Annotated in this window: 12 protein-coding genes; 11 read left to right on the forward strand and 1 reads right to left on the reverse strand. The window is 67.7% G+C overall.

The window, feature by feature from the left end; all coding sequences use genetic code 11:
- Positions 1-104 precede the first annotated feature (104 nt).
- On the reverse strand, positions 105-854 hold the full coding sequence (gene flgA / locus ABDJ40_RS18500) for a flagellar basal body P-ring formation chaperone FlgA (protein ID WP_347611833.1): 750 nt from the start codon (positions 852-854) through the stop codon (positions 105-107).
- A 204-nt stretch (positions 855-1,058) separates the two neighbouring features.
- Between flgA and flgB the strand changes: the two genes are divergently transcribed.
- From flgB to flgL, 11 genes are all read left to right on the forward strand, one after another.
- Positions 1,059-1,472, forward strand: a complete 414-nt coding sequence (gene flgB / locus ABDJ40_RS18505) for a flagellar basal body rod protein FlgB (RefSeq protein ID WP_269633817.1) — start codon at positions 1,059-1,061, stop codon at positions 1,470-1,472.
- Between the two features lie 35 nt (positions 1,473-1,507).
- A complete protein-coding gene (gene flgC, locus ABDJ40_RS18510; protein ID WP_183105235.1) occupies positions 1,508-1,924 on the forward strand; it encodes a flagellar basal body rod protein FlgC in 417 nt (138 codons plus the stop codon).
- A gap of 17 nt (positions 1,925-1,941) precedes the next feature.
- The gene (locus ABDJ40_RS18515) at positions 1,942-2,607 is read left to right on the forward strand and encodes a flagellar hook assembly protein FlgD (RefSeq protein ID WP_347611834.1); all 666 of its coding nucleotides are present in this window, start codon (positions 1,942-1,944) and stop codon (positions 2,605-2,607) included.
- 32 nt (positions 2,608-2,639) lie between these two features.
- Positions 2,640-3,971, forward strand: coding sequence for a flagellar hook protein FlgE (flgE, locus tag ABDJ40_RS18520; protein ID WP_269633815.1), 1,332 nt, complete (start codon positions 2,640-2,642; stop codon positions 3,969-3,971).
- A 127-nt stretch (positions 3,972-4,098) separates the two neighbouring features.
- Complete coding sequence (gene flgF, locus ABDJ40_RS18525; RefSeq protein ID WP_269633814.1) at positions 4,099-4,833, forward strand: flagellar basal-body rod protein FlgF; 735 nt, start codon at positions 4,099-4,101, stop codon at positions 4,831-4,833.
- Positions 4,834-4,866: 33 nt separating this feature from the next.
- Positions 4,867-5,649, forward strand: a complete 783-nt coding sequence (gene flgG / locus ABDJ40_RS18530; protein ID WP_269633813.1) for a flagellar basal-body rod protein FlgG — start codon at positions 4,867-4,869, stop codon at positions 5,647-5,649.
- A 42-nt stretch (positions 5,650-5,691) separates the two neighbouring features.
- On the forward strand, positions 5,692-6,381 hold the full coding sequence (locus ABDJ40_RS18535; RefSeq protein WP_347611835.1) for a flagellar basal body L-ring protein FlgH: 690 nt from the start codon (positions 5,692-5,694) through the stop codon (positions 6,379-6,381).
- Between the two features lie 42 nt (positions 6,382-6,423).
- Entirely contained in the window at positions 6,424-7,530 is a 1,107-nt protein-coding gene (locus ABDJ40_RS18540) for a flagellar basal body P-ring protein FlgI (protein ID WP_269633811.1), read from the forward strand.
- A 138-nt stretch (positions 7,531-7,668) separates the two neighbouring features.
- Positions 7,669-8,529 carry a flagellar assembly peptidoglycan hydrolase FlgJ gene (gene flgJ / locus ABDJ40_RS18545; protein ID WP_347611837.1) on the forward strand — a complete coding sequence of 287 codons (861 nt, stop codon included), beginning with the start codon at positions 7,669-7,671 and terminating at the stop codon, positions 8,527-8,529.
- Positions 8,530-8,571: 42 nt separating this feature from the next.
- Positions 8,572-10,572, forward strand: a complete 2,001-nt coding sequence (flgK, locus tag ABDJ40_RS18550) for a flagellar hook-associated protein FlgK (RefSeq protein ID WP_347611838.1) — start codon at positions 8,572-8,574, stop codon at positions 10,570-10,572.
- A 36-nt stretch (positions 10,573-10,608) separates the two neighbouring features.
- The gene (gene flgL, locus ABDJ40_RS18555) at positions 10,609-11,820 is read left to right on the forward strand and encodes a flagellar hook-associated protein FlgL (protein WP_347611839.1); all 1,212 of its coding nucleotides are present in this window, start codon (positions 10,609-10,611) and stop codon (positions 11,818-11,820) included.
- Positions 11,821-11,836: the final 16 nt, after the last annotated feature.

Here is an 11,836-nt window from a genome sequence, read left to right on the forward strand (position 1 = left end):
GGACGGTGTATCGGCCGCGTCCAGGCGGACTTGAGCCATTTCCTCAACGATACCAGCTGAGAGCCCCGAAGACAGGGGGGGCGGGGGTCTGGAAGGTGCATCGTTCACAACAGGACCTCCACTTCCCGCTCTCCGATGGCCCGACCGGTCACGGTGCGGCCGTTCTCGAAGCGAACACGGACATCCTGGCCGTCCAGGCCCTGGTTGAGGGCCTGGCCCTCGCCGGCAATGGCGAAACCTGCCCCTCGGGCCGTCACCTTGACCTGGGTGCCCGCGGCGAACCACTGACGCTGCCTGAGGCTGCCAGAGCGCAGCACCTCGCCTGCCTGCACCGGCCGGCCGAGGCTGCGGCCCAGCAGCGCGGCGACGTCGGTGAACACGGCGCCCGGTTCGGCGGCGATGTCCACCTCCGCCAGGCGCAGCTGCTCGGCAGACAGCACGGTGCCGGCGTCCAGCGGGCCCACGGCCACCAGGGCCGGCGCAAAGACATGCACGGTCAGCGGCAGGGAGACATTCCAGCGGCTGGCCCCCTCCACACAGCGCAGGCCGATGCGCGAGCGCCCCCAGAGTTTCATGCCGGGCAGCAGATAGGGCTCAGCCCGTTGGCAGGGCGCCAGACGCAGGCGCGGATCGGCCTGCCCCAGCTCCACCACCACGCGCGCGGCGGCGCCGAACTCCCTGTTCAGCTGACTGGCGGCCTGCTGGGCAGTCTGCTGCAGGACCTGGCGCCAGGGTTCCAGCCCCTGCCCCTGCGCTTGTACCTGCGCCTGCGCCCACGGCCCACAGCACAGGCCAAGCAGCAGCGCCGCCAGCCATCGGGCGGTGCGCTGCAGGGAATGAGACCGATTGAACATGATGGGATGGACTGTAGGCCTCCGCCTGCCGCGCCTTAGCTTCGAAATGAACAGCAAAGCGCGCTCTTTTCCCGCTCATGTTTGGCGGACCGCCGCCCAACAATGCCCACATCCCGTGCCATGGCGTCGCAAAGCGGCTGGCAAGAGGCCTGCAGGACAGGCCGCCCAGCCCCTCGATACCCGGCCCCGGCAAGGAGTGCTTCCATGATCAACCGCCTCACCGATTCGCTGAACTTCCAGACCCAGGCCCTGGTGCTGCGGGCGGAGCGTCAGCAGCAGCTGGCCAGCAACATCGCCAATGCAGACACGCCCGGCTACCAGGCGCGCGACTTCGACTTCAGCCGCGCCCTGAAGGAAGCCACCGGCGAGATCGGTACCCCGGGCGCCCTGCAGACCACGCAGGGCCGCCACCTGGCCCCGCTGGCCGGCGCACTGAGCCCCACGGGTCGCGAGTTCGCCATGGCGGCCCAGACCAATCTGGACAGCAACTCGGTGGACATGGACCGCGAGCGGGCCAGCTTCGCAGACAACTCGGTGAAGTACGAGGCCACCCTGCGCTTCATCAACAGCAGCGTGCGCACGCAGCTGGACGCGATGAAGTCGCACAACGCCGCCTGAGCCGGCTGAGCTGAAGCACCAGGCAGGAGAGCACCATGTCCATGTTCCAGATCTTCAATGTCTCCGGCAGCGCGGTCAGCGCGCAGAGCCAGCGGTTGAATGTGGTGGCCAGCAACCTGGCCAACGCCGACACCGTGGCCGGCCCCGACGGCCAGGCCTACAAGGCGCGCCAGGTGACCTTCCAGACCCAGCTGATGGGCGCCGGCCAGGACCCCGGCGCTGCCGGCGTGCGTGTGGCCCAGATCACCGAGGACCAGACCCAGGGCCGGCGCGTGCACGACCCCAAGCACCCGCAGGCCGACGCCGAGGGCTATGTGACCTACAGCAACGTCAACAGCGTGGAGGAGATGGTCAACATGATCTCCGCCTCCCGCTCCTACCAGAACAACATCGAGGTCATGACCACGGCCAAGAGCCTGCTGCTCAAGACCCTGCAGCTGGGCCAATCCTGAGCCTGACGAGGTAAACCATGGACTACAGCACCGTGATCGGCAACAGCAAGGTGACCGGCAGCAGCGCCAACACCACGCCCAGCGCCGCCCAGCAGGCCCAGGACACCCAGGACCGCTTCCTCAAGATGCTGGTCGCCCAGATGAAGAACCAGGACCCCATGAACCCCATGGACAACGCCCAGGTGACTTCGCAGATGGCACAGATCCAGACCGTCACCGGCATCAGCAACCTCAACGACAACATCAAGGCATTGGGCTCCCAGTTCGGCCAGATGCAGGCCCTGCAAAGCGTCAGCCTGGTCGGTCGCGAGGTGCTGGTCCCCGGCAACAAGCTCAGCTGGAACGCGGAGACGGCCAAGGCCCAGGGCTCCTTCGAGATCGGCAGCCCGGCCGATGCCGTCAAGCTGGAGGTGCTGGCTCCGTCCGGCGCCGTGGTCGACACAGTGCAGCTGGGCGCCCAGGGCGCCGGCGTGCACGACTTCGACTGGAGCTCGGACAAGTTCGATGCGAAGTCCGGCGGCTACAGCTTCCGCATCACTGCCAGCAAGGGCGCAAGCGTCCTGGGCAGCACCAGCTATGCCCACGACCGGGTCATGGCCGTCAACACCGATGGCGGCAAGCTGCAACTGCAGCTGCAGACCGTCGGCCTCGTCGATTACAGCAGCGTCAAACGGGTCGACTGACCCCTCGAGCACTTTCTTTCGAAGGACACATCATGGGCTTCCAGCAAGGTCTCTCCGGTCTCAATGCCGCCAGCAAGAACCTCGAGGTCATCGGCAACAACATCGCCAACGCCAACACCTACGGCGGCAAGTCCTCGCGGGCCGAGTTTGCCGACGTCTATGCCAGCGCGCTCAATGGCGCCGGCCAGAATCCGGTGGGCATCGGCACCAGCCTGTCCGCGGTGTCGCAGCAGTTCACGCAGGGCAATATCAGCACCACCGAGAACCCGATGGACATGGCCATCAACGGCTCGGGCTTCTTCCAGCTCAGCGACGAGAAGAACCCGGTCATGTACTCGCGCAACGGCCAGTTCAAGGTCAGTCGCGACGGCTACATCGTCAACAACGCCGGGCTCAAGCTGCTGGGCTATCCGGCCGACGGCACCGGCGTGATCCAGCCGGGCCTGGCCCAGGCCCTGCAGCTGCCCACCGCCGGCATCACGCCGCAGGTCACCAGCGAGATGTCCATGGAATTCAACCTGGACTCGCGGGCCAAGAGCACGGCGCCCGGCGGCATCGGCACGGGCATGCAGCTCAATGACCCGGCCACCTACAACAACGCCACCTCCATGACGGTCTACGACGCCAAGGGCCAGAGCGTGGCGCTGACCTTCTACTTCCAGAAGAGCGACCCCACCCCCGCGCCGCCCGATCCCAGCTCCACCACGACCTGGAACATCTATGCCACGGCCAACGGCAAGCCGCTGGAGGTCGATGCCCTCGGCGGTGCCACGCCGGTGGACGCCGACGGCAACCCCACCCTGCCCTACACCACCCTGGTCTTCTCGGCCTACGACGGCTCCAAGCCGGTGAGCCCGACCGACAAGATCAACATGGACATCCCCGTGTCGACCAACTCGGCCGGCGCCGTCACCCTGCCCATCAACGGCATCAAGCTGGACATCCTGAAGACCACCGAGGGTGGCTCCAGCTTCGCCGTCACCGACGTGAAGCAGAACGGCTACGCGCCGGGCCAGCTGGCGGGCATCCAGATCGACAAGTCCGGCATCATCATGGCCCGCTACTCCAACGGCCAGTCCAAGCCGGCCGGCCAGGTCGAGCTCGCCACCTTCCGCAACACGCAGGGCCTGCAGCCGCTGGGCGGCAACGTCTGGGCGCGGACCTACGCCTCGGGCGATGCGGTGGTCGGCGTGGCCGGCGACGGCAACATGGGCGTGCTGCAGTCCGGCGCGCTGGAGGAATCCAACGTGGACATGACGGCCGAGCTGGTCAACATGGTCACGGCCCAGCGCGTCTACCAGGCCAATGCCCAGACCATCAAGACGCTGGACCAGGTGCTGCAAACCCTCGTCAACCTCCGTTGATGTCCCACCCCCTACGCGCTTCGCGCGCCCCCTCGAGGGGGCGGCGCCGACCGCCCGGCGAAGCCGGATCGGCGGCGCCCGCGCGGGAAGGCGCCGGGGGCGCTAGTTTCAGTTCGGGAGCCCTCTCATGGACCGCATGATCTATCTGTCGATGGCGGGCGCGAAGGCGGCCATGCAGCGCCAGGACGTGCTGGCCAACAACCTCGCCAACGTCTCCACCAACGGCTTCCGGGCCGAGCTGGCCGCCTTTCGCGCCGTGCCTGTGCGCGGCGATGGCGCCAGCACGCGGGCGTACGCGCTGGAGACGACCATCGGCTACAACCCGGATCCCGGCGTGATCAGCGCCACGGGCCGCAACCTGGACGTGGCCATGCGCGGCGACGCCTGGCTGGCCGTGCAGGGACTGGACGGCACCGAGGCCTACACGCGTGCAGGCTCCCTGGATGTCAGCAGCGAAGGGCTGCTGGTGCTGCGCAACGGCCTGCAGGTGCTGGGCGACGGCGGCCCCATCAACGTGCCGCCCAACAGCGAGCTGAGCATCGGCAATGACGGCACGATCACCGCCAAGGGGGCCACGGGCCGTCCGACGGCGATCGGCCGGCTGAAGCTGGTCACGCCCACCGCCGAGACCCCGCTGACCCGAGGCACCGACGGTCTGTTCCGAGCCGCCAACGGCGACCTGCCCGCCGACCAGGCCGCACGGCTGCAGGACGGCGCGCTGGAGGGCTCCAACGTCAGCGCCGTCGAGACCATGGTCAGCATGATCGCCGCCGCCCGCCAGTTCGAGCAGCAGATGAAGCTGCTGCAGATTGCCCAGACCCAGGGACAGACCAGCGCCAAGCTGCTGTCCAGCAACAGCTGAGCCTGAGGGCAAGGCTTAGAGAAGGACCCCGCCATGATTCGCTCGCTCTGGATCGCCAAGACCGGCATGGAAGCCCAGCAGACGCAGCTGGACAACATCTCGCACAACCTGGCCAATGTGGGCACCAACGGCTTCAAGCGCAGCCATGCGGTGTTCGAGGACCTGATCTACCAGAACCTGCGCCAGAGCGGCGCCAACACCACCGAGCAGACGCAGCTGCCCACCGGCCTGCAGCTGGGCCTGGGCGTGCGCACCGTCGCCACCTCGCGCAACTTCAGCCAGGGCAGCCTGCAGCAGACCACGGGCAACTTCGACCTGGCGATCAAGGGCAGCGGCTTCTTCCAGATCCAGATGCCCGACGGCACCACGGCCTACACCCGCGACGGCAGCTTCCAGCTGGACGCCAACGGCCAGGTCGTGACCAACAACGGCTACACGGTGATGCCCGGCATCACCGTGCCGGCCAATGCCCAGAGCGTCACCATCGGCCAGGACGGCACGGTGAGCGTCATGGTGCCCGGCCAGACCCAGCCCCAGACCCTGGGGCAGATCCAGCTGGCCAATTTCGTCAATCCGGCCGGCCTGGAGCCCAAGGGCCAGAACCTCTTCACCGAGACCGCCGCCTCCGGCACGCCCAATGCCGGCGCCCCCAATGCCAATGGCATGGGCGCCATCCAGCAGGGCTTCGTGGAGACGTCCAACGTCAACGTGGTCGAGGAGCTGGTGCAGATGATCCAGACCCAGCGCGCCTACGAGCTGAACTCCAAGGCCGTGCAGACCTCGGACCAGATGCTGCAGAAGCTCTCGCAGATCTGATCGCGCCCCTGAGTCCCACGCCCGCTGATTGAGAGGTTCCCCATGCGTTCCCGCACCGCTGCCCCGTCCGCCCTGGCCGCCCTGGCTGCCGTCACCCTGCTGGCCGGCTGTGCCAGCTCGATGAAGATGCCCCAGGTCGAGATGCAGAACACGCCCGTGGTGCAGATGCCGGCTCTGCCGCCGCAGACGGCCCTCAACGGCGCCATCTACCAGGCTGCCAGCTACCGACCACTCTTCGAGGACCACCGTGCCCGCCTGGTGGGCGACACGTTGACGGTACAGATCGCCGAGAAGGTCAGCGCCAGCCAGTCCTCCACCAGCGAGCTGGCCAAGAGCGGCGACCTCAGCGGCAGCCTCACCGCCCTGCCCGGCATCGCGAGCAACAGCTTCGGCCGGGCCTCGGTAGCGGGCAGCTCCTCCAACAAGGCGGCGGGCAAGGGCGCGAACCAGAACACCAACGAGTTCACGGGCACCGTCACCGCTGTGGTGACCGCGGTGCTGCCCAACGGGCACCTGCTGATCATTGCGGAGAAGCAGATCGGCGTGAACCAGAACGTCGACGTGCTGCGCTTCTCGGGCCAGGTGGACCCACGCGCCATCCAGCAGGGCAATGCCATCCCCTCCACGGCCATCGCGAACGTGCGCATCGAGCAGCGCGGTCGCGGCGCGCCGGCCGAGGCCCATGGAATAGGCTGGCTGTCGCGCTTCTTTTTGAGTCTTTCGCCGGTCTAAAGTTTTCGCAAAATTGGTCGCAAGGCTACCCCTGCGACCATCATGTCCACCACCACCGTCCTGCGTCTCCTGCTCGCCGCCCTGCTGTTCGCGGCAGGCACTGCCGAAGCGGTGCGCCTCAAGGAAGTCGCCGCCGTCCAGGGCGTGCGCACCAATGCCCTCACGGGCTATGGCCTGGTCGTGGGGCTGGACGGCACCGGAGACCAGACCACCCAGGCCCCCTTCACCGGCCAGAGCCTGCAGGCCATGCTGCAGCAGTTTGGCGTCATCCTGCCCCAGGGCGTGACCATGCAGCCGCGCAACATCGCCGCGGTGATGGTGACGGCCCAGCTTCCCCCCTTCGCCCAGCCGGGCCAGACCCTGGACATTGCCGTATCCTCCATCGGCAATGCCAAGAGCCTGCGCGGCGGCACGCTGATCGCCACGCCCCTGCGCGGTGCCGACGGCCAGGTCTACGCCATGGCACAGGGCAATCTGGTGGTGGGCGGCGCCGGGGCCTCGGCCGGTGGCGCCAAGGTGCAGATCAACCACCTCAGCGCCGGCCGCATTCCCGCCGGAGCCACCGTGGAGCGCTCAGTGCCCACGCCCCTGGCCCTGGGTGAGGCCATCCAGCTGGACCTGAATTCCGCCGACTTCGCCACCGCCCGCGCGGTGGCCCGCGCCATCAACAAGGCCAAGGGCACGGGCGTGGCCCAGGCCGTGGACGGCCGCGTGGTGCGCGTCAAGGCCCCCACCGACAGCGACGAGCGCGTGGCCTTCCTCGCCGACCTGGAAGAGCTGCCCATCGAGATGGCGGCCCCGGCGGCCCGGGTGGTGATCAACGCCCGCACCGGCTCGGTGGTGATGAACCAGGCCGTGAGCATCGGCAACTGCGCCGTGGCGCATGGCAACCTCTCCGTCACCATCACCAGCACCCCGCAGGTCAGCCAGCCCGGCGCGCTCAGCGGCGGGCAGACCGTGGTGACAGAAAAGACCGATATCGCGATCCGCCAGGAGGCTGGCCCCTTGATCCAGCTGCCCGCAAGCGCGAAGCTCTCGGACGTGGTCAAGGCGCTCAGCGCACTTGGCGCCACCCCGCAGGATCTGCTGGCGATCCTGCAGGCGATGAAAACTGCCGGCGCGCTCAATGCAGAGCTGGAAGTGATCTGATGACTCCCCCCCTACTGGCTTCGCCAGCCCCCTCAGGGGGCACGCCCGCAGGCCCGGCAAAGCCGGATCCTCGGACGTCGCTTGGCTTGGCTGATGCACTGCGCCCACGGCTGCGGGGCGTCGCCGAGGAGAACTGACATGCGATTCAATCCACCGACCCTCAGCGGCAACAGCCTCAGCACCGACACGCGCTCGCTGGACGCCCTGCGCGCCTCCGCCGCGCGCGACCCCAAGAGCCAGATCCGGGAGACGGCCAAGCAGTTCGAGTCCCTCTTCATGCAGGAGGTGATGAAGAGCATGCGAGCCGCCACGCTGTCCTCGGGCATGCTGGACAACGCCGGCTCGCAGATGGGCACCGAGATGCTGGACCAGCAGTTCGCCACCAAGATGACGGGCCTGCCCGGCGGGCTTTCGGACGCCATCACGCGCCAGCTGCAGCGCCAGATGGGCATCAGCGCTGATGCCGACAAGACCGCCGCCCCCCAGGCCCTGCCGCAGCTGGCGAAGAAGAACGTGGCCCCGCATGTGCAGGACTTCATCCTCAAGCACGACGGCGCCGCCAAGGAGGCACAGGCCAGCACCGGCATCCCGGCCTCCTTCATGATCGCCCAGGCCGCGCACGAGTCGGGCTGGGGCAAGCGCGAGATCATGAACAAGGACGGCAGCAGCTCGCACAACATCTTCGGCATCAAGGCCACCGCGGGCTGGACGGGCAAGACCACCGAGGTCCAGACCACCGAGTACATCGACGGCCGCCTGCAGAAGGTCACCGCGAAGTTCCGCGCCTACGACAGCTACGCCGACGCGTTCAAGGACTATGCCAAGCTGCTGAGCAGCAATGACCGCTACAAGGACGTGGTGGCCAAGGCCGGCAAGGGCAACGCCGAGACCTTCGCCCAGGGCCTTCAGAAGGCCGGCTATGCCACCGACCCGGACTACGCCGTCAAGCTGGCGAAGACCATCAACACCACGGTGCGCGTGCAGCGCGCCATGGCCTGAGCGCCCGGCGCCTGAGCACCGGACCCAATCGAGGACAGAACCATGGGCAACTCCGCACTGATGTCACTGGGCATGCGGGCCATGTTCGCCAACCAGGCGGCGCTGCAGGTCATCGGCCAGAACATCTCGAATGCCAACACGCCGGGCTACTCGCGCCAGAGCCTGCAGCTCACCACGCCGGACGGCCAGTACACCGGCGCCGGCTATTTCGGCAAGGGCGTGGTGATCGAGACCGTCACCCGCTCCTACAACGCCTTCCTGACCAACAACGCGGCCAGCACCAAGTCCACGGCCTTCATGGATCAGACCAGCCTGGAGCAGTTGTCCCAGCTGGAGAAGCTCTTCCCGCCCGGGACCCAGGGCCTGGGCTATGCGGCCAGCCAGTTCCTCAACGCCATGGTCGACGTGACCAGCCGGCCCAACGACCCCTCCGCCCGCCAGGTGGTGCTGGGCCGTGCGCAGGAGCTGGCCGCGCGCTTCTCCAATGCCGGCGAGCAGCTGCAGCAGCTGCAGGCCGGCGTGGTGAGCGATCTGCGGGCCAATGTGGACGTGATCAACCAGCTCTCCAAGCAGATTGCCGCGGCCAATGACCAGGTCGCCCGTTCCAACGGCAACGGCCACACGCCCAACGACCTGCTGGACAAGCGCGATCAGCTGATCTCGCAGCTGAGCCAGTACGTGCAGGTGACCACGCTGGCCCAGGACGACGGCACGCTGGGCGTCTTCATCGGCGGCGGCCAGCGTCTGGTGCTGGGCGCCGACGCCCAGGCCCTGCAGGTGACGGCCGATCCCTACGATCCGGCCCGCGCCTCGCTGAGCATCATCGACGTCAGCGGCGCCCGCAAGCTGGACGAGTCCATCCTGACCGGCGGCTCCTTGAGCGCCCTGCTGCGCTACCAGAACAAGGACATCCAGGACGCCCGCAACCTGATCGGCCAGATGGCCACCGCGCTGGCCACCCGCGTCAACGACCAGCAGGCCCTGGGCTGGACCCTCACCAACCCGCCCGGCGCGGGCAATCCCATCTTCTCGCTGGCGCCCCCGCGGGCCCTGCCGGCCGAGACCAATGTGCGCAATCCCGACGGCACCTTCGCCAGCAAGGTGGACCTCACCATCAGCGACGCCAAGCAGCTGCAGGCCAGCTCCTACAAGCTGCAGCCCGATGCCACCTCGCCCGGCCAGTACAAGCTGACGCGCCTGTCCGACGGCCTGGAGCGCACCATCTCGGACGGCGACACGGTCGACGGCTTCACCGTCAAGATCGTCGGCGCGCCGCTGGCCAGCACCGACAGCATGCTGCTGGAGCCCGTGGCCCAGGCCTCGGTCGACATGCGCCGCGTGCTGGACCAGACCACCGGCATCGCTGCCGCCTCGCCCGTCAGCGCCACCACCGACGTCAACAACAAGGGCACCGTCAGCGTGGACGCTATGTACGCGGTCAACAACAAGCTGGACCTCAGCCTGACGCCGGCCCGCCTGGTCTTCGGTGACCCCAATCCGCTGGTGCCCAATGGCGTGGACTACACCATCACCCTGTCCGACGGCAGCACGCTGACCGGCACCTGGACGCCCGGCTCGCCCATCGGCAACGAACCCGGCGCGACGCCGCCCATCGACCTGGGCTTCGAGCTGCGCCTGGTGGGCGTGCCGAAGAAGGACGATGCGGTCGACATCACCACCACCAAGTTCCCGGCCAGCAACAACGGCAATGCCAAGGCCTTCCTGAACATCCAGAAGGAAGCCTTCGTGGGCCAGCGCCTGCTGCCCGACGGCAGCCTGGCCGCGGGCTCAACCATCAACGACGCCTATGCGGCCGCCATGTCCGAGATAGGCGCGCGGGTGCAGGGCGCCCAGTACCTGAGCAATGTGTCCGCCGCGGTGGCGGCCGACGCCGAGACCAGCCGTGCCAGCCAGGCCGGCGTCAACCTCGACGAGGAAGCTGCCCGGCTCATGCAGTACCAGCAGGGCTACCAGGCCGCCGCCAAGGTGCTGCAGACCGCCCAGACCGTCTTTGCCGAGCTGCTCACGCTGGCTCAGCGCTGAACCCCGGCCCTCACGCGCCGCTGAAGGAATTCCGCCATGAGACTCGCCACCATCACTGTCTTCGACGCCGGCATCACCGAACTGCAGGCCCGCCAGCAGCGCATGCAGGAAGCGCAGCAGCGGCTGACTTCCGGCAAGCGGGTCGAGATGGCCAGCGACGACCCGACCGGCGCGGCCCGCGCCGAGCGGGCGCTCTCGGCCATCGGCCGCGTCGACGCCAACCAGCGCGCGCTGGAGGCCAGCCGCAACGGCATGACGCTGGCCGAAGGCGCCCTGGGTGACGCCAACGAGATCCTCCAGCAGATCCGCGAGACCCTGGTCTCCGCCGGCAACGGCACCTACAGTGATTCGGAGCGCAACGGCCTGGCCAACAAGATCGAGGGCCTGCGGGCCCAGCTGCTGTCCATCGCCAACCGGGCTGACGGCAGCGGCGGCTACCTCTTCTCCGGCCAGGGCGCAGGCAACCCGCCCTTCCTGGACACGGCCACCGGCGTGGTCTACAGCGGTTCCTCCGGCCAGATCCAGACCGGCAACCTCGACAACTTCCCCCTCACCGTCGACGGCCGCCAGACCTGGGAACAGGCCCGCAGCGGCAATGGCAGCTTCGTGACCTCGGCCCTGCCCAACAGCATCACGGGCGGGCCGGCCAAGTCCTGGATCGACTCCGGCCGCGTCATCGATCCGGCGGCCTTGACTGGAGACAGTTACAAGATTTCCATCAGTGGTACAGGACCTACAGCCACTTACACCGTGACGGACACGACAAGCGGTGGTGTCGTGAAATCCGGCACCTATGTGCCAGGCAAGACCCTGGACTTCGATGGCATGTCCATGACACTGCAGGGCGTGGCCGCCGATGGCGACGAGTTCCAGATCCAGCCTGCGACGAACACGCTGAAGGTCTTTGATGTACTCGACGGCGCGGTGGCCGACCTGCGCAAGACCAACCGTACGGGCACCGAGATCGTGCAAAGCAACGTCCTGGCGCTGCGAGATCTGGACGCCTCCATGGCCAACCTGCAGAATGTGCGAAGCCAGGTCGGGGAACGCCTGAACAATCTGGACGGCACCGAAACCCGCCTGGCCGCGCTGAAGCAGTACAACGAAGCCGAGAAATCGGCCGCGGAAGACCTTGACATGACCCGGGCGATCTCCGATTTCCAGAACCAGCAGACAGGCTACGAAGCCGCCCTCAAGGCCTATGCCACCGTGCAGCGCATGTCCCTCTTCAACTACCTGAACAACTGAACCCAAGCGAAGCGCC

It is taken from the genome of Roseateles flavus (assembly GCF_039872765.1).
GTDB lineage: Bacteria > Pseudomonadota > Gammaproteobacteria > Burkholderiales > Burkholderiaceae_C > Roseateles_B > Roseateles_B flavus.

Bases quoted from the DNA above. Each gene is read 5' to 3' on its own strand.
- flgL (WP_347611839.1), top strand. From the start codon at position 10,609: ATGAGACTCGCCACCATCACTGTCTTCGACGCCGGCATCACCGAACTG.
- flgA (WP_347611833.1), bottom strand. From the start codon at position 854: ATGTTCAATCGGTCTCATTCCCTGCAGCGCACCGCCCGATGGCTGGCG.
- flgF (WP_269633814.1), top strand. From the start codon at position 4,099: ATGGACCGCATGATCTATCTGTCGATGGCGGGCGCGAAGGCGGCCATG.
- flgB (WP_269633817.1), top strand. From the start codon at position 1,059: ATGATCAACCGCCTCACCGATTCGCTGAACTTCCAGACCCAGGCCCTG.
- flgK (WP_347611838.1), top strand. From the start codon at position 8,572: ATGGGCAACTCCGCACTGATGTCACTGGGCATGCGGGCCATGTTCGCC.
- flgJ (WP_347611837.1), top strand. From the start codon at position 7,669: ATGCGATTCAATCCACCGACCCTCAGCGGCAACAGCCTCAGCACCGAC.
- flgE (WP_269633815.1), top strand. From the start codon at position 2,640: ATGGGCTTCCAGCAAGGTCTCTCCGGTCTCAATGCCGCCAGCAAGAAC.
- ABDJ40_RS18515 (WP_347611834.1), top strand. From the start codon at position 1,942: ATGGACTACAGCACCGTGATCGGCAACAGCAAGGTGACCGGCAGCAGC.
- flgC (WP_183105235.1), top strand. From the start codon at position 1,508: ATGTCCATGTTCCAGATCTTCAATGTCTCCGGCAGCGCGGTCAGCGCG.
- ABDJ40_RS18540 (WP_269633811.1), top strand. From the start codon at position 6,424: ATGTCCACCACCACCGTCCTGCGTCTCCTGCTCGCCGCCCTGCTGTTC.
- flgG (WP_269633813.1), top strand. From the start codon at position 4,867: ATGATTCGCTCGCTCTGGATCGCCAAGACCGGCATGGAAGCCCAGCAG.
- ABDJ40_RS18535 (WP_347611835.1), top strand. From the start codon at position 5,692: ATGCGTTCCCGCACCGCTGCCCCGTCCGCCCTGGCCGCCCTGGCTGCC.